This window comes from Desertivirga brevis (genome assembly GCF_017355835.1).
Genome location: NZ_JAFEWF010000011.1, coordinates 153690 through 170032 on the forward strand (window position 1 = coordinate 153690; position 16343 = coordinate 170032).

The 16343-nt window shown below is 40.8% G+C and carries 14 protein-coding genes and 1 tRNA gene; 2 read left to right on the plus strand and 13 right to left on the minus strand.

Annotation, left to right across the window (positions count from 1 at the left end; genetic code table 11):
* Positions 1 to 80: 80 nt before the first annotated feature.
* Positions 81 to 989: an NmrA family NAD(P)-binding protein gene (locus J4N25_RS22980; protein WP_207424176.1), complete on the minus strand. Its 909-nt coding sequence runs from the start codon at positions 987 to 989 to the stop codon at positions 81 to 83.
* A 250-nt stretch (positions 990 to 1239) separates the two neighbouring features.
* On the opposite strand from J4N25_RS22980, the gene J4N25_RS22985 reads away from it, so the two are divergent.
* Positions 1240 to 1563 (plus strand): winged helix-turn-helix transcriptional regulator, encoded by a 324-nt coding sequence (locus tag J4N25_RS22985; RefSeq protein ID WP_207424177.1) that lies wholly within the window; start codon positions 1240 to 1242, stop codon positions 1561 to 1563.
* A gap of 527 nt (positions 1564 to 2090) precedes the next feature.
* Here the strand turns inward: J4N25_RS22985 and J4N25_RS22990 are convergent.
* From J4N25_RS22990 to istA, 3 genes are read right to left on the minus strand one after another with little or no spacing between them, the layout of a single operon-like run.
* Positions 2091 to 2585 (minus strand): JAB domain-containing protein, encoded by a 495-nt coding sequence (locus J4N25_RS22990; protein WP_207424178.1) that lies wholly within the window; start codon positions 2583 to 2585, stop codon positions 2091 to 2093.
* A 30-nt stretch (positions 2586 to 2615) separates the two neighbouring features.
* Positions 2616 to 3377: an IS21-like element helper ATPase IstB gene (gene istB, locus J4N25_RS22995; RefSeq protein ID WP_207424179.1), complete on the minus strand. Its 762-nt coding sequence runs from the start codon at positions 3375 to 3377 to the stop codon at positions 2616 to 2618.
* A gap of 20 nt (positions 3378 to 3397) precedes the next feature.
* The gene (gene istA / locus J4N25_RS23000) at positions 3398 to 4927 is read right to left on the minus strand and encodes an IS21 family transposase (RefSeq protein ID WP_242695998.1); all 1530 of its coding nucleotides are present in this window, start codon (positions 4925 to 4927) and stop codon (positions 3398 to 3400) included.
* A gap of 258 nt (positions 4928 to 5185) precedes the next feature.
* Here istA and J4N25_RS26995 point away from each other — a divergent pair, with 258 nt between their 5' ends.
* On the plus strand, positions 5186 to 5320 hold the full coding sequence (locus J4N25_RS26995; RefSeq protein WP_255537143.1) for a hypothetical protein: 135 nt from the start codon (positions 5186 to 5188) through the stop codon (positions 5318 to 5320).
* 199 nt (positions 5321 to 5519) lie between these two features.
* Here J4N25_RS26995 and J4N25_RS23005 read toward each other — a convergent pair whose 3' ends face one another.
* From J4N25_RS23005 to J4N25_RS23045, 9 genes are all read right to left on the minus strand, one after another.
* A complete protein-coding gene (locus J4N25_RS23005) occupies positions 5520 to 7061 on the minus strand; it encodes a Fic family protein (RefSeq protein ID WP_207424181.1) in 1542 nt (513 codons plus the stop codon).
* A gap of 206 nt (positions 7062 to 7267) precedes the next feature.
* Positions 7268 to 8479 (minus strand): site-specific integrase, encoded by a 1212-nt coding sequence (locus tag J4N25_RS23010; RefSeq protein WP_207424183.1) that lies wholly within the window; start codon positions 8477 to 8479, stop codon positions 7268 to 7270.
* Between the two features lie 246 nt (positions 8480 to 8725).
* Positions 8726 to 8812: transfer RNA gene (locus J4N25_RS23015), tRNA-Ser, on the minus strand.
* A gap of 67 nt (positions 8813 to 8879) precedes the next feature.
* On the minus strand, positions 8880 to 9929 hold the full coding sequence (locus J4N25_RS23020) for an asparaginase (RefSeq protein WP_207424185.1): 1050 nt from the start codon (positions 9927 to 9929) through the stop codon (positions 8880 to 8882).
* Positions 9930 to 9979: 50 nt separating this feature from the next.
* Positions 9980 to 10747: a TatD family hydrolase gene (locus tag J4N25_RS23025; RefSeq protein WP_207424187.1), complete on the minus strand. Its 768-nt coding sequence runs from the start codon at positions 10745 to 10747 to the stop codon at positions 9980 to 9982.
* A gap of 85 nt (positions 10748 to 10832) precedes the next feature.
* Positions 10833 to 12752 (minus strand): molecular chaperone DnaK, encoded by a 1920-nt coding sequence (gene dnaK / locus J4N25_RS23030; protein WP_207424189.1) that lies wholly within the window; start codon positions 12750 to 12752, stop codon positions 10833 to 10835.
* A gap of 361 nt (positions 12753 to 13113) precedes the next feature.
* On the minus strand, positions 13114 to 14160 hold the full coding sequence (locus J4N25_RS23035; RefSeq protein WP_207424191.1) for an FKBP-type peptidyl-prolyl cis-trans isomerase: 1047 nt from the start codon (positions 14158 to 14160) through the stop codon (positions 13114 to 13116).
* A gap of 79 nt (positions 14161 to 14239) precedes the next feature.
* Positions 14240 to 15211, minus strand: a complete 972-nt coding sequence (locus J4N25_RS23040; RefSeq protein WP_207424193.1) for an FKBP-type peptidyl-prolyl cis-trans isomerase — start codon at positions 15209 to 15211, stop codon at positions 14240 to 14242.
* 12 nt (positions 15212 to 15223) lie between these two features.
* Complete coding sequence (locus J4N25_RS23045; protein ID WP_207424195.1) at positions 15224 to 16234, minus strand: DHH family phosphoesterase; 1011 nt, start codon at positions 16232 to 16234, stop codon at positions 15224 to 15226.
* Positions 16235 to 16343: the final 109 nt, after the last annotated feature.

Sequence of the window (16343 nt, forward strand, 5' to 3'; positions counted from 1 at the left end):
TTAGGATCAGGGAAGGAAATATGTCTCATCCTATTCCTTCCCCTTCCTAAGAAAAATACAGAGCAGAAAAATTGATCATCCTATTCGGCCGTAACTACGGCAGAGCTGGCGTACTGTTTATTTAGCTCCTGCCATGGAACATTTGAAACCCACTGGCCAAGCGAAACAGGCTGTACTCCGAGAACGGGGTTAACCGTAGTGTTTACAATATAATCCTGGGGATTTTCAAGAACATGACGGTAAATGTTGGCAATTGCCTTAGCATTATCCTCGCCAAAGGGAGCACGTAAAGCACTTTCAAATTCGTCTGGTGTTACAAAAACATAACTCACATTTTTATTCAAAGCATGAGATAACTCGCGTGCTATATCCCTTCCGCTTACTGGTGATGCACCAACCTCAAATGTACTTCCTGCAAGTTCGGGACGTTGAAGCAAGGCTACGGTAAAACGGGCAAGGTCATAGGTACTGATCCATGAGAGTTGTTGTTCTTCCGCAACCGCCACAGGTACTACCCCCTGATCAATGATTGCGGGAACTGACCAAGGAGCAGCCAGGTTGTCAAGATATAAGCGGGGATGAAGGTATACAACCGGCAAGCCAGACTGCTTTAGTAAGTTCTCGGCCTCCAGTTTAACATCAAAAGCGATATAACCAGTAGGCTTCTGAGGAACAAATATGCTGCTGTTAAAAACAACGAGTTTAGGTTGCGCTACTTTAGCTGCCTGAATAAAGTTACGCGTATATTGAAGCAGCAATTCCCTATCAAAGATCAAAGGCAACTTGAAATAAACGGCGTCTACTCCCTGTAGCGCCTGCGTTAAGCTTTCCACATCATCAAAGCTACCTAGTACTACCTGGTATTGTGAGCTATCTACCTTCTGGCTGTCGCGAGTTAAAGCTCTGACTTTAAAATTTGCTTTTACCAGTTCCTCTGCAACTGCCTTCCCCTGAAGGCCCGATGCGTTTGTTACTAAAATTGTTGCCATGTTTTCTTAGATATAAGATTTTCAATGTGAAGCTCAACTCTACTGAATGTGAAATTTTGATTTCCGCTATCCGTTTAAGCTGCTACTTTAACTTTTTACTTTTAAATTTTAACTTTTTAACTACTTTGCATCAGCTTTTACCAGCTTCAACGACGTAAAAGTACAACCATAACAACATCACTGTCAAGTACTTACTTTTTTGTCAGGTACTTACCTTTTAGTTAAACTCTACTAAATCAGTAGATTAAATATGAAAAAAAATTATACTGTTGATTGCCCGATCCGAAAAACACTTGAAATTCTTGGTGGGAAGTGGAAATTACTCATCATCTTTCAGTTCCGCGCTGACCAGCCTGTTCGATATGGAGAACTTAAAAAGAAAATTCCAGACATAAGCGAAAAGATGCTTATTCAAGAACTGAAAGTCCTTGTTGAAAATGGATTACTACTAAAGCATTCCTATCCGGAAATTCCTCCACGTGTTGAGTATACAATAACAAAAAGGGGAAAGGAAGTGCTACCGATAATAGACACGCTGGCTGAATTTGGTATGCAGTATGTAAAAACAGTCTAAAGCTAAGGTGACAAAATTACTGAGTTAGAATATAGCTTATCATATCCACTCAAGACCTAAGAGAACGCGGCAGGAAGTGCTATAACTCAATTAATTTATGTAGAAGTTGCGACCACTACCGAAGATAATCGGCTATAGAGTTGTCTTAAAGGATAATCTGACGAAGGAAGATTGTACGTACAAAGACACAACTTGCAGATTACAAAACAAGCAGCTTTCTTCCGATAATAATTCCGTTTTTCATCCGTCCTTTTATATATCTATCTCTATGCAGGTTTATTTGTGGGCTTGAATAACATTATAAACAGATATTCCAATAGTTTAAGAATGTAGGAATACACAAATTGTCCAATAGACATATACCTGATTATTCATCTATAAACGGTGCTATTTATAGAGCTTTTTGAATATGTATTTATCAAGCAGCAAGGATAGACAAACCTCTTTAGATATCTATATTCAAATATCTGAATCAACATGAATTGATATATTTATATATACCTACAGCTAACAGCAAGATAAAGGGGTCACATTACCCCTTCATCTGCAAATGAATAATAGCTGTCAGTAGTTAAGATAAGATGATCTAATACCGGAATTTCCAATATATCACCTCCTGACTTAATTTTTCTGGTTAAATTAACATCAGCTTGACTTGGCTTAAGGCTTCCTGATGGATGATTATGAGCCAGGATAATAGAGGCAGCAGCTCCTTTTAATGCCACTGCAAAAATAACTTTAGGATCAGCTATTGTACCAGCCCTCCCACCTGTTGATACTTCATAAATCCCTAACACCTTATTGCCCCTGTTTAATAGAATAATCTTAAATTGCTCAATGAATTCCATCTTTTTCATATCCCAGGTCTGATTTAAGATATTATAAATGTCTTTTGAGCAGCTTATTGAGGGCCTTTCAGAAGCTTTAAACTTAGGACGATAGATTGTATAATTCGGAGAAACTGACCATGTGATTCCGTGGCAAACTGACCACCTAAACTGCTGGCGAAAGATCGCAGCCATGGCTGTAGAAGTGATGTCAAAAATAGTTATTTAAAAGTTATTTTCCAGATCCTTGATTTCTGGGGTTTTGGGTCTTTTTCTTCTCATTGATTCTCCAGTCAGTTCCATTCTGTGGGCATCATGTACAATCCGGTCGAGGATAGCGTCGGCGATCGTTTTCTCGCCAATCACTTCATACCATTTACTTACCGGCAATTGAGAGGTAATAATCAGAGATGTCTTGCCATGCCTGTCTTCAATAATCTCCATCAGGGCAGCCCGGCTTTGTGCGTCAAACGGTTGTATGCCGAAGTCGTCCAGTATGAGTAATTGCTGCCGTTCAAGCCTTGCCACATCCTTTAGGTAAGAGCCGTCCGCTTTGGCCATTTTAAGTTTGGCAAATAACTTAGGGGTATTAGCATAGAACACCCGGTAGCCTTGAATACAGGCCTGGTGGCCGATTGCCGAAGCTATATAACTTTTACCAATACCGGTACTTCCGGTGATCAGTACATTCTCATATCGGTCAATAAAAGTACAGTCAGCCAGTCGCATTACCTGGTTGCGGTCAATACTTCGATCGGCTTGGTAGTGAACGTTCTCTATAGAGGCTTTATAGCGGAATTTAGCAGACATAATAGAACGCTCAATACGCCTGTTTGACCTGTCATCCCATTCTGCTTCGACTAAATGAGCAAGTAGTTCATCTGCGGTGTACTGAGAAGTTTGCCCCGTTTCAATGCAGCTTTTAAAAGCATGGTACATGCCGTAGAACTTCAGTTTTCGAAGTCTGTCTAATGTGTTGGTATTCATATCAATATTACTTTTAATGATTATTTATAATAGTTTTCGCCCCGGATATTATCATGGCTGGGCATAGGCAGTTCTTCAGCAAAAAGGCTTTCTTCGTAGTTGTCCATCTTGTTTTCCAGGATTTGCTGAATGGTCTTATAGTTATAAATACCATAGCCCAATGCCCGTCTGCAGGCACTGGCTAGGCGCTCATTTCCAGCCTTACGGGCAAAGCTTAGGATGCCGATACAGGAGCGGTAAGCTTGTTCAGGATACTGCTTACGGTCAAGTATTTTCAGGATATATAGCCGTACATCCTCATGGATAGAAGCCGCCCAGTCCAGGAACTTATCAGGTGTCCACTCGGTCATAAAGCGGTGGGTAGTTGCCAGGTGATCTTTATCGGTAGTGTAACTGTAAGGGCTTTTAATGCGCCGGTGGATGGCAATACGTTCGTAATGGTAATAAACCTCAACAGTACTGCGGGAAAACAGCAACTTGACTTTCTTGCCGATAAAGCGGTAGGGAACACTATAATAATGCTTATCCATACCCAGGCAAACATGCCCGTTCTTCATCACCGTAGCCAGATGCTGACGCTTAAACTCATACCGAAGGACAGGCAGTGGGGCAAGGGCAATCCGCTCCACTTCCTCAAACTGAAGCCTCCGGCTATAATTACGGCCTTTTAGTGGTTGACTATTATGGGCTTCCAGGGAAAGGGCAATAGCTGCGTTAAGTTCAGCAAGGTTATGGTACACCTGTTTGCGTAAGGGCGCATAAATACGGCTATAAATGATCTTAACAGCTCCTTCTACTAAGGCCTTATCTCTGGGACGATAAGCTCGTGCCGGAAGTATGGTAGTGCCATAATGATCTGCAAAGTCAGCAAAAGTCTCGTTCACAGTGGGTTCATACCGATTGCTTTTGGTGACGGCAGCTTTGAGGTTATCGGGTACAATAGCAGCCGGAATACCTCCGTAGTAATGCAGGGCGTTTTCACAGGCGGCAATAAAGTCTTCTTTCTGCTGACTCAAAACCGCCTCCACGTAGGTCAGTTGGCTGGCTCCCAGGATAGCTACAAACACTTCTACATCAGTAACCTCCCCGCTTTCCTTGTCTACAATACTTAGCTTTTCACCAGCGAAGTCCACATACATCTTATCCCCGGCCTTGTGGTCCAAATGCATTGTAGGGTTTACACGAGCTTTCCATTGATTGTAATAGAAGCAGAACTGAGTATACTTGAAACCCTGGGGAAACTCCTTGATATAGGCTTCCCATAAAATACGGCGGGTGACGCCCGTCCGCTTTAACTCTTTGTCTACATGGGGAAAACAACGCTGCAGGGCTAGCAGCCGACTGTCTGGAGCCCGTTCATGGCTTTTGCCGAAGAAATCTTCGAGCTCTTTATCATTAAGGGTATTGATCTCTTTGAAGGTAAAGCCGCTGGCCTCAAAAGCGGCAAGGTACTTTTTAGCTGTGTTACGGGAAACACCGGTTTGGGCAGCTATGGATTGCTTGCTCCTGCCTTGGCTATACATCCTTAGGATCTGTCGAATCTTACTCATGCTAATTGTAGAATTGGCCATAAATAGAAGAGGTAAAACCTCCAAAAATATGGCAACTCCTGCAGCATGGCTGACTAATTAGGGGTGGTCAATTTGCCCCGAATTAGGGTGGTCAATTTCCCGCGGAATGGGTGGTCAGTTTAAACCGAATTCAGGTGGTCAGTTTCACCGAATTTTCCACGATAGATCACTTCAATTTCTGCAACCTGAAACATCGAGATTTGTTGATTAAGCTTTTCCATAATTAGATGATTTAAGATGAATGAATTAATTATGGCGCTCATCAAGCGAAGGGCAATCAAGTCCAAAAGGAAAAGGAATAAATGGGTAAGAGCAAGAGCCAGGAGCGTTTATGCCGGAAGCTTTTCGACACTTCAGCAGCCCGTAGCTTAACTTCGTGCAAAAATTAATGATTTAAATTCCCCTTGGGTAGCAACAGACCTCATACTATCTGTGAAGTTAGTTACACTTAAAATTTGGTAGAACGGTTGAATTAAAGCCTGAAACCTAGCTTAAATTAGAGGTAAAATAACCAGTCTTGAGATTTCCCAACTAGGTCATCTCTGGACGCTAGGAAAGTTATGCAACCTTCCTAGCGTCCTCTTCCTCGTTTAGTCTGAGGTTCCTCGGGATCTTGTTCCCAAGGGAGAGGCTTCGGAGTTACAACTTTAAGAATATACTCATCACCCTCGTGGAATGCGTTACTTTGGCTCAGAATGTTCTGCATATAATCCATATTAGGACCTTTAATAGTAGCACTAAAAAGCTGAGCTCGCTGCAGCATCCTTATATAAGTGTCCGGCTCATTTCTTCGGGTTAATTGCCTGAGTGCTCCAAGATAATCCTCCCGAAAAACTGTTGGAATAATGATTCTTGCCTGGGTAGCTTTGACTAGCTCTGCATTCATCATTATACGAGCTATCCTCCCATTTCCATCCAAAAACGGATGCACTTCACTAACCATAAACATCATATAAGCAGCTTTAGAAAATGGATGACGAAGTGCCTGATAGAAATCGAAACCTCTTGTTAAAGTTCCTCTTACCAGGGTATAGTCTACAAACTCAGTATCACCAGCCCTGTTGTTTACAGACTTAAATTCTCCTGGCTTCTTATACGGACGAGATCCAAGAATAATCCGGTGCCGATATTGTAAGATACGAAGGAGGTCATTTGCATCTATAGGAGTTATTCCCATTTCTGTCTGGTTGCTTACTACCTGATAAGTGCCTAACACGTCGTGAGAATCTTCATCTCTCGCAGGAAGCGGCTTCCCTGTTTCAATAATAAGTTTGGCCTCCTCTATTTTAAACTTCGTACCCTCTATAAAATTAGAAAAGTACGACTCGTAAAAAGCAAAATTTCGGAAAGCCTGAATAGAAGTATTAGGATCACTTATGTCAGCAAACTCGCGTTGCTGCAATTCAACAAAAAGCTTTTCGAATAACTCAATCCGCTTCGGATCGTATGGCAGGCCAAAAGTTCTGGCGATTGCCAGAGGAGAGGTGAGTAGTTCAGACGGTTTGGTATTTAATAGGGCTCCGATCATCCGATTTAATTTATTAAACTCTTTCTCCATTCCGAGCTCTTGACCCAGCTCACGTGCACGATCACGTACGGCATTGAGGCCTTCTTCTCCTTTTACCCTAATTATTTGGTCCAATCTTTCCTCTATTTCCGGTAATGTTAATGATTTAGAATCAGGCCCAACATTTTTACTCGACTGAAGAGACTCGAGTATAGCCCTCTCCTGCTGGGAAACACGCAGCTTACCTGAAAAGAAATAGTCACCCTCTACAGCTTCCGGGCCTTTCATGAAATTTAAGATAATTCCAGGTAGCTCGATCCTTCTGTTATGCGATGATGTAAAGAACAAATTACCAGAGGAGGTAGGCTTAAATTCAAGAGCCGAGCGATGACTTAATATTGAGTTAGGATAAAGGTGTCCTACAATCTTAAAAATGTTTCTCCGGATTATCGCTGCTGGATCCTCTGCTAAATTTGATGTAAAAATCCTGGGAGCAATTTTCTTCAAGCTTCCCGCCTTTGCAAGCGCATTAATCTCCCGACTTACCTCGGGGAGGCTCGAAGAAAAAATTATTTCTTGTAAATGGAGAGGTACATTCTTATCCATAAATAACCACAAATTTTTAAGTGTAAAACCGGCGATGTTTAGATTTCACACAAATTTTTCATAACAAATAATGAAAATACACAAATTTTTCATGAAACAGAAGAATTATTAGATGTTCAGTAAGACAAAAACCAGTAAGACTGGAACGAACGGCGCTAGAATTGAACCAGCGCCATTTTAAGCAATAGAAGTACAGACTGCATCTTTCACTTGTATTTACTTCTTAATTTTTCCATATCGGCCCCCACCTTCATATCTAAAATTTTTGCATAATGCTGAGTCGTTTTAATACTTGTATGACCTAACATTTTACTTACACTTTCTATTGGAACACCATTAGTCAAAGTAACAGTAGTTGCAAATGTATGTCGGGCAATATGGTAAGTTAGTGTCTTAGTGATCCCGCATACCGCTGCTATCTCCTTTAGGTACGCATTCATTTTTTGATTACTTGAGACAGGAAATACCTTGCCTGAATTTACGCAAGGAGGAAAACTCTTGTACTTATTAATTAACTCTAAAGCTGCAGGTAATAATGGTACTCGTGTTGAGGTATCCGTTTTCTTCCTTTTAGTATTAATCCAACTTTCTCCATCGTGCCCTTTAACCACCTCCGATTTCTTTAGCTTTTGAACATCCGCATAAGCTAAACCAGTATAACAACTAAACAGAAAAACGTCCTTCACATAGTTCAATCGCTCAACTTCAAAAACTTGTTCAGCTATTGTTTTCAACTCCTCTTCTGTTAGAAATGCCCGATCTACGCTCTTAACCTTCGCCTTATAATTAATAAATGGGTCCTTATCCAGCCAACCGCTGGCAATACATATTCTAATTATCTTCTTAAAGTTCTTAACATATTTTACTGCAGAATTATTACCACATTTCCTAACCGAACGTAGATAAAACTCGAATTCGGTAATGAAATAATAATCTACCCGGGTAATATCAATATCAGCAAGTTTGTATTTCTCTTTTATAAAATCCCGCGTGTGCTTAAGAGTCGTTTCGTATCGTTGAAGAGTTCCCGATGCATACTCACCTCCTACTAAAGCCTCAATTTTCCTATTATGTTCACAGAAGACTTCAAGCAGCATCTTGGCAGACGAATCCTTACCCAAAAATTTACTTCTAACTACTTCTGCCGAAACAAACTCTTCAGCTTCGTTTAGTTCCCTGATAATTTCATAAATCCTTATTTCTATACTGCTTAGCCAGGAATTCAGACTCCTAATTTCTTCTTTAGTCCCGTTGGCCCTACCAGCTGCAGAGTTCCATCTGGAGGGATCACATTTTCGACCTGTGGCCAGTTCGACACGTCCCCCATCAATAGTGATCCTTAAATAGATCGAGATGGGACCACTTTTGTAACTACTTCTTTTTTTGAGATAAAAAAGTAAACTGCAATTCGTTTTCATACACTTGTTAAGATTAATAAATGTCGCATCGCAGCTCGAATAAAACAAGATGTCCAATTATAGAACATGTTGAAGAACAGAATCTTATGATGATTCTGGTGAGCACTTTTTTAATTTTGAAAGTGCTCACCGAAATGCTCACCTTTTTATTGAGAAATATTGAACAATTTGGCTAGTACCAGAAATGAAAAAAGCCCGTAAACTTCTCATTTACAGGCTTTTTTGATTTTTTGATATTACTATCAGCAGAGAGAGCGGGATTCGAACCCGCGATACCCTTGCGAGTATACAAACTTTCCAGGCTTGCTCCTTCAACCACTCGGACACCTCTCTGTTTGGGACTGCAAAAATAACATTTTGCAGCGAATTCTATAGTCTAAAATAACATCAATGGATAAATCTAGAAAACCGACTTTGCAGGTGCTGCAAAAGGCGTTTTACTTAATTCTCCCCTTAAATTTGTCTCCAATAAGGTTGTAATCCGGTTATAAGTATATCCTCTTGATAACAGGAACATCAACTTTGTAACCGCAGCTTCGTAAGTCATGTCGTAACCGCTGACAACTCCCATATTCTTCAAAGGACGACTTGTTTCGTATCTTCCAAGCTCCACACTGCCAACTTTACACTGGGATATGTCTAGGATGACCTTCTCTTGCTTTATTGCGCTCTCGAGACATTCGAGAAACCATTTTTCCGTTGTAGTATTTCCGGCACCAAAAGTTTCCAGTATAATAGCCCTTGTTTTTGAGTTAACAATAGCTGCCACTGTCTCTTTACTGATTCCTGGATAAAGCTTCAGTACAGAAATAGAGTTGTTCAACTTCTTATGTGCTCTGAAAACACAGTCCTCACATTTACGAATACTTGCATCGTTGTACCGCAAATGAACACCGGCTTCAGCAAGTACCGGATAGTTCGGAGAACGAAACGCCTCAAATTTGGCCGAGTTGTATTTAAATGCCCTGTTTCCTCTGAACAATTGAAAATCAAAATAGATACATACCTCTGGAACTCTTGCTGAGCCGTTTAACTTGGCAGAAGCGATCTCAAGAGCGGTGATCAAATTTTCTTTTGCGTCTGTTCTGATCTCCCCTATAGGTAACTGTGATCCTGTAAAGATCACTGGTTTGTTTAAGCCCTCAAGCAAAAAGCTTAGGGCAGAAGCTGTAAAAGCCATTGTATCCGAGCCATGGAGGATCACAAACCCATCGTACAGATCATAATTCTGCTCTACCAATTCCGCCAATTCAATCCATATCTCCGGACTCATATTAGAGGAATCAATGATTTCAGAAAAAGAATGGACTGTTATTTCGTAAGGGAGGCGCTGTAATTCAGGAACGTTTTCGTTAATGTGTTTAAAGTCTAAAGGCTTCAGCACACCCGTCACTTTATCGAAAACCATTCCAATAGTTCCACCAGTGTAAATAATTAAAACCTTTGTCATCTAAACTCTGCTCCTTAAAATTTCTTAAATATAAAAAAGGAAACTCGTTCCTACGTGTTAAAAATAATTTTTGAATTTTCTGTGGTAATAGCTGCAACTTCTTCGATACTTATTTGCTTAATATCTGCTATTTTTTGAGCGACATAAATCAAATAACTGCTCTCATTAGGCTTACCTCTATAAGGTACAGGAGTTAAATACGGAGTATCTGTTTCTAAAACTATATTATTTAAGGAAATTTCCTCAACCACTTTATCTAATCCTGACTTTTTGTAGGTTACCACCCCTCCAATACCCAAATAAAAGCCTAAGTCTACGATTTTTTTTGCTTGTTCAATAGTTCCTGAAAAACAGTGGAAAATCCCCCGTAACTTTTCATCCTTTTCAGCTAAAAGAATTTCATAAACTTCATCGAATGCTTCTCTGCAATGGATCACAATTGGTAGATCCAGATCTTTCGCCCAGCCAATTTGTTCATAAAAGGCTTTCTTTTGAAATTCAAGTGTGGTCGTGTCCCAATACAGGTCTATACCGATCTCTCCAATTGCATAAATCTTTGTAGAGGCGATCGCTGCAGATATGGTATCCAACTCCTCCCGGTAATTCACTTTTACATCGCAGGGATGCAAACCCAGCATAGCAAAACAATTTTCTGGATACTCTTTTACAAGATTTTGAATTAAAGAGATAGACTCTGAATCAACATTAGGGAGGAACAAACGCTCGACCTTGTTATCCAAACAACGCTGCATTAACTCCTTCAGCTTTTCAGCATCCTTTTCATAATATTGGTGCGTATGCGTGTCTGTTAAAATCATTTCTGCAAAAGTAGGAATCTAGTATTAACAAAAAAGCCGTTCCGAAAAATCAGAACGGCTTTTTTGCCTATATATTTTTTGAAGATTATTTAACTTCTTCGAAATCTACATCAGTAACAGCGTCTCCGGCATTGCCACCAGCATTACCTGTTCCAGCACCAGCACCCGGGCCCCCAGCCTGAGCACCTGCAGCTCCTGGATCACCTGCTGCTTTGTACATGTCTTCAGAGGCCGCAGTCCATGCATTTTGAAGTTCAGCCTGAGCAGTGTCGATGCCAGCGAAATCCTTAGCAGCATAAGCTGATTTTAATTTCTCCAAGCCACTTTCGATAGGCGCCTTTTTCTCTGCAGGGATCTTATCGCCATACTCTTTCAACTGTTTTTCTGTTGAGAAAATCAGAGCATCGGCTGCATTTAGCTTGTCAATCTCCTCTTTAGCCTTTTTATCTGCTTCAGCATTAGCCTCAGCTTCCGCCTTCATTTTCTGGATCTCTTCGTCAGACAGACCTGAAGAAGCTTCGATACGGATCTTTTGCTCTTTACCTGTTGCTTTATCTTTAGCTCCTACATGCAGGATACCGTTAGCATCGATATCGAAAGTTACTTCGATTTGAGGCACACCGCGAGGTGCTGGTGGAATTCCGTCTAAGTGGAAACGACCGATAGTACGGTTTTGGTTTGCCATTGGACGCTCACCCTGCAAGATGTGTATCTCTACAGACGGTTGATTGTCAGACGCAGTAGAGAAAGTCTCTGATTTTTTACTCGGAATAGTTGTGTTTGCTTCGATCAATTTGGTCATTACACCACCCATAGTTTCAATACCTAATGAAAGAGGAGTAACGTCAAGAAGCAATACATCTTTAACTTCACCAGTTAATACACCACCCTGGATTGCTGCACCGATAGCCACAACTTCATCCGGGTTAACACCTTTTGAAGGCTCTTTACCGAAGAAAGCTTTAACGGCTTCCTGGATAGCAGGGATACGTGTAGAACCACCTACAAGGATAACCTCATCAATATCAGATGGAGATAAACCGGCATTTTTCAAAGCAGAACGACAAGGTTCAATTGTACGTTTGATTAAGCTATCGGCAAGTTGCTCAAATTTAGCACGGCTCAAAGTGCGAACTAAGTGCTTAGGTCCAGTTGCGTCAGCTGTGATATATGGCAAGTTAACTTCTGTCTGTGTAGAACTTGAAAGCTCGATCTTTGCTTTTTCAGCAGCTTCTTTCAAACGCTGTAAAGCCATAGGATCTTTCTTAAGGTCCATTCCGTTTTCAGACTGGAACTCAGTAGCTAACCAATCAATAATTACCTGGTCGAAGTCATCTCCACCTAAGTGAGTATCACCGTCAGTAGATTTAACTTCAAATACGCCATCACCTAATTCAAGAACAGAAACGTCGTGAGTACCACCACCGCAATCGAACACCGCGATCTTCATATCCTTGTGAGCTTTATCTAAACCGTAAGCTAAGGCAGCTGCAGTAGGCTCGTTGATAATACGCTTAACATTTAAACCTGCAATTTCGCCCGCTTCTTTAGTTGCCTGACGTTGGGCATCGTTGAAATAAGCAGGAACAGTAATAACTGCTTCAGTTACTTCCTGACCTAAAAAGTCCTCTGCTGTTTTCTTCATTTTCTGAAGGATCATAGCAGAAATCTCTTGAGGAGTATATTTACGGTCGTCGATTTCAACGCGAGGAGTGTTATTATCACCCTTAACTACAGCATATGGTACGCGTTCAGTTTCTTTGGTAACCTCATTGAAGCTGTTACCCATGAAGCGCTTTATAGAGTAGATCGTTTTTCTAGGGTTAGTAATTGCCTGGCGTTTTGCAGGATCCCCAACTTTACGCTCACCGTTCTCAACAAACGCTACAATAGAAGGAGTAGTACGTTTGCCCTCACTGTTCGAAATAACAACAGGCTCATTACCTTCCATTACGGCTACGCAGGAGTTAGTTGTTCCTAAGTCGATACCAATAATTTTTGACATGATATATTTTACTTTAGATTGTTCAACAATTAATTCTGCTTCTCCTTATCAATGCTTATGCCAATACAAGGTACTGCCCCGGCTGACAGTATTTTGACAAGAAAAAAGAAAAAACAGTCATGCAGAAAAATGACAAGGTGACAGAATTGCAGGGGATTTACGATTTTAAGAATTACGATTTACGATTGTAGCAAACGTATTAATAGGGAGACGAGCGATTAGATGAGAAGAGTTCGAACATATGACTAGTTTGACTGGAGGCAAAAAGAAAATCGTAAGTCAATGATTGAAACTACAGTTTAAGACTAAGTGAAGCAAATAAGTCAGTAACGAAAAAAGCCCCCGAACGGAGGCTTTCTAATTATTTTGTTTTTGGTTTTGTAGTGGCTGCCGGCTTCTTGGCTGGCGCTACTGGCTTTTTAGCCGGAGTTGTTGTCTTTTTAGTTGTAGTTGCCTTTTTGGTTGTGGATACCGGCTTTTTAGCTGGCGCTGCTGCAACCTTTTTAGGTTTCTTTACTTTAACCAACTCTAAGTCGAAACGTAAAGTGCTGAATGGCATGATTGCCGGGGGACTTCCCTGTGGGCCATAAGCTAACTCAGAAGGAATAATAAAGGTTGCCTTAGCTCCATCATTTAATAATAATAGACCTTCTTCCCATCCAGGTATTACCTGCCCTTGTCCTAAAACTAGTTTTATGGGCTCATAAGTTCTTCCCGGTTGCTCTAAACCTGCTTTTTTAGCTTCAGCTTCGATACTAGAGTCGAAAACCTTTCCATCAAGCGTACTTCCAACATAGTTTACCCATACAGAATCTCCTTTGACCGCTTTAGGTTTAACAGAAGATTTTGTAATAACATAATGTAATCCTGAAGCGGTCTTTACAGTATTAAGCTTTTGATCCGCTAAATATCTTGTTAAAGTCTCTGTTTCAGCAGACTTCATTTTCTCCATCTCAGTTTTATACTCTGCCATTGCCTCGTCCATTGATTGAACTTTCTCAACTTTTACTGTTACCGAGAGATAGCTACCCTTTTTAAGGAAAGGAGGCCTTTCTGAATCAGGGGCGCCCTTAAAGATCGAATCTGCAGGAACTCTAAATAAGGCACTGTCTCTGGCTGTAAGCAATGGAAGGAAAGCCATTAGATCCAGATTGTTCTGGGAAGCCTGAACCTGAAGTTTACCTGGGCGGCCGGCAGTATAACTGCTGTAAAGAACAGAATCTTTATCGGTTCTTTGGATCATATTGAAGGTGATCACATCGTTCACCTTTATTTTAGGGGTAGTATTTGCAGTAAAGATCCTGTACTGAACTCCTCCCGGCAGAGTTTCGAGACCCGCAGTTTGCTGAGCCATCGCCTGCGACGAAGCAACAACCAATAGAGCGGATAGTATTTTCTTAAAATTCATATGGATATAAACTAAACAGCCCACCTGATAGTATAAACAGGCGGGCTTATTTCTTATTATTTATTTATTCCTTCAATCATTATTTCGCTGCAGGAGCTGCAGGAGGCATAACAGGAGCTGGTGCCGGACTACCAGGAGCAGCTTTCTTGATATTAACGATCTCCAGTTCGAACAACAGCGGAGTATATGGGCCAATGATCTGGCTTCCCTGAGGACCATATCCAAGTTTGGAAGGGATGATCACAGAAGCTTTTGCACCCTTATTTAATAAAAGCAATGCTTCATCGAAACCAGGAATAGTAGCATTCATTCCTGCGGGAACCTTGATCGGCTGGTAAGGACGCATAGGATCAAGCTTACCTTCTTTTTGAGCAACTTCCTTTACGCTGGTATCAAAAACCTTATTATCACCAGTAAGGTAGCGGCCGGTATAGTTTAATTCTACAGTATCACCAGGAGCAGGTTTAACACCGCTACCTTCTTTAGTGATCACATATTTTAAACCAGAAACGGTTGTTGTTGGCTTAAGATCTTTAGCAGATACGTAGCTATTGATAATTCCCGACTCACGATTCTTCGCTTTTTCAGCTTCAGCTTTGAAGAATTGCTCCACTTTAGCTTGCATTTGTGCTTCAGTTTGCTTACCACGTGGAATAACTTTATCTACCTTGATATTTAATACAATGTATTTTCCTTTTGTATTCGTTGGTTTAGGCATGTTCATTTTTGCCTGTAGAGAATCAAGATTGATTTTGAAAGAAGCACTGTCACCTTCGCTTAACATGCTGAAGGCAGTTGCGAAGTCGCCTTTGAACATAGACTTTTGCTGAGCAGTGTATGCGGGACGTCCCATATCGAAAGAATTGAACATTACTGAATCCTCTTCAGTTTTCTGAATTACATTGAATGCAATAAAATCCCCCTCTTTGATCGTTGGCCCTTCTTTATCTTCATGAATAATGTAGTGGAGATCACCTTCACCTTTTTTGAATTGCTTACAGCTCGTGAAAGCAAGAGCAGCCAATCCTAAAACAATTAAGTTTCGTTTCATTTGGTTTTAAAATTATACTAATAATAGACTTTTATATTCTGGTAAAATAGATTTAAACTTTTCTATAACCTCTGCAATTGGCTGATCAGACTGACCACCTGCTGCATTCCTATGACCTCCACCCTGGAAGTATTTTTTACATATTTCGTTAGCTGGAAATTCACCGGTAGAGCGAAGAGAAAGTTTCACTTTATCCGCACGCTCAATAATTAAAGCTGCCAACCTCACACCGTTTATGGTTAAAGCGTAATTAACCAAGCCTTCAGTATCCCCTGTCTCAATATTATATCGTTGTAATTCTGCCTGTGTTACCGATATCATGGCCGTATTGTACTCCCTGAACACCTGAAGATTGTTCAGTAAACAGTGTCCAAGAAAACGTAAACGGTCTTCGGAGAAGTTATCGTATACCAGTTGATGAATCTTCCAGTTCTCTGCTCCTTTTGTAATGAGGTTTGCAACAATATGATGAACTTCAGGTGTTGTGTTGGGAAATCGGAACGAACCCGAATCTGTCATGATGCCTGTGTACAAACAACTGGCCACGTCTTTATTGACCAAATGTTCTTCCTGCATCACATTTACGATAAAATCGTAAACTAATTGAGCTGTCGCACAGGCATTAATATTCCAGTGCCGATAATCATCGAAATCTTCAGGCTCGAGGTGATGGTCGATCATCACTTTAGTGGCTGATGACACCCTGACCAGCTCCCCTAATTCATTTATCCTGGAAAGCGTATTGAAATCAAGGCAGAAAATAAGATCCGAACTCTCCACCAGCCTTGCACTTTCTTCCTTTTGTTCTGTGTAAATAACAACGTCTGAGTTACTAGGTAACCAATGAAGGAAAACAGGATAATCTGTTGGAGAAATCACCTTTACATGATGTCCCTTTTGGACCAAATAATTATACATTCCCAATGACGAACCCATAGCATCACCATCTGGTTTGTGATGAGTTGTTATTACAATATGCTTTGGGTCAGCTAATATTTCCTTAAGCGCGGTTATTTCCAGCATTCTTCGTGTTAAGAAATGCAAAGCTATTAAAAAGCCTGATGTTACAAAATTAGTTTATACTCGGTAGTGACGCCCTAAAACTCCGGTTTCCGCCTGCCTTTTTCCTTTA

Bases quoted from the DNA above. Each gene is read 5' to 3' on its own strand.
- istA (WP_242695998.1), bottom strand. From the start codon at position 4,927: ATGAGTAAGATTCGACAGATCCTAAGGATGTATAGCCAAGGCAGGAGC.
- J4N25_RS22985 (WP_207424177.1), top strand. From the start codon at position 1,240: ATGAAAAAAAATTATACTGTTGATTGCCCGATCCGAAAAACACTTGAA.
- istB (WP_207424179.1), bottom strand. From the start codon at position 3,377: ATGAATACCAACACATTAGACAGACTTCGAAAACTGAAGTTCTACGGC.
- J4N25_RS26995 (WP_255537143.1), top strand. From the start codon at position 5,186: ATGAATGAATTAATTATGGCGCTCATCAAGCGAAGGGCAATCAAGTCC.
- J4N25_RS23020 (WP_207424185.1), bottom strand. From the start codon at position 9,929: ATGACAAAGGTTTTAATTATTTACACTGGTGGAACTATTGGAATGGTT.
- J4N25_RS23025 (WP_207424187.1), bottom strand. From the start codon at position 10,747: ATGATTTTAACAGACACGCATACGCACCAATATTATGAAAAGGATGCT.
- J4N25_RS22990 (WP_207424178.1), bottom strand. From the start codon at position 2,585: ATGGCTGCGATCTTTCGCCAGCAGTTTAGGTGGTCAGTTTGCCACGGA.
- J4N25_RS23040 (WP_207424193.1), bottom strand. From the start codon at position 15,211: ATGAAACGAAACTTAATTGTTTTAGGATTGGCTGCTCTTGCTTTCACG.
- J4N25_RS23045 (WP_207424195.1), bottom strand. From the start codon at position 16,234: ATGCTGGAAATAACCGCGCTTAAGGAAATATTAGCTGACCCAAAGCAT.
- J4N25_RS23035 (WP_207424191.1), bottom strand. From the start codon at position 14,160: ATGAATTTTAAGAAAATACTATCCGCTCTATTGGTTGTTGCTTCGTCG.
- J4N25_RS23005 (WP_207424181.1), bottom strand. From the start codon at position 7,061: ATGGATAAGAATGTACCTCTCCATTTACAAGAAATAATTTTTTCTTCG.
- J4N25_RS23010 (WP_207424183.1), bottom strand. From the start codon at position 8,479: ATGAAAACGAATTGCAGTTTACTTTTTTATCTCAAAAAAAGAAGTAGT.
- dnaK (WP_207424189.1), bottom strand. From the start codon at position 12,752: ATGTCAAAAATTATTGGTATCGACTTAGGAACAACTAACTCCTGCGTA.
- J4N25_RS22980 (WP_207424176.1), bottom strand. From the start codon at position 989: ATGGCAACAATTTTAGTAACAAACGCATCGGGCCTTCAGGGGAAGGCA.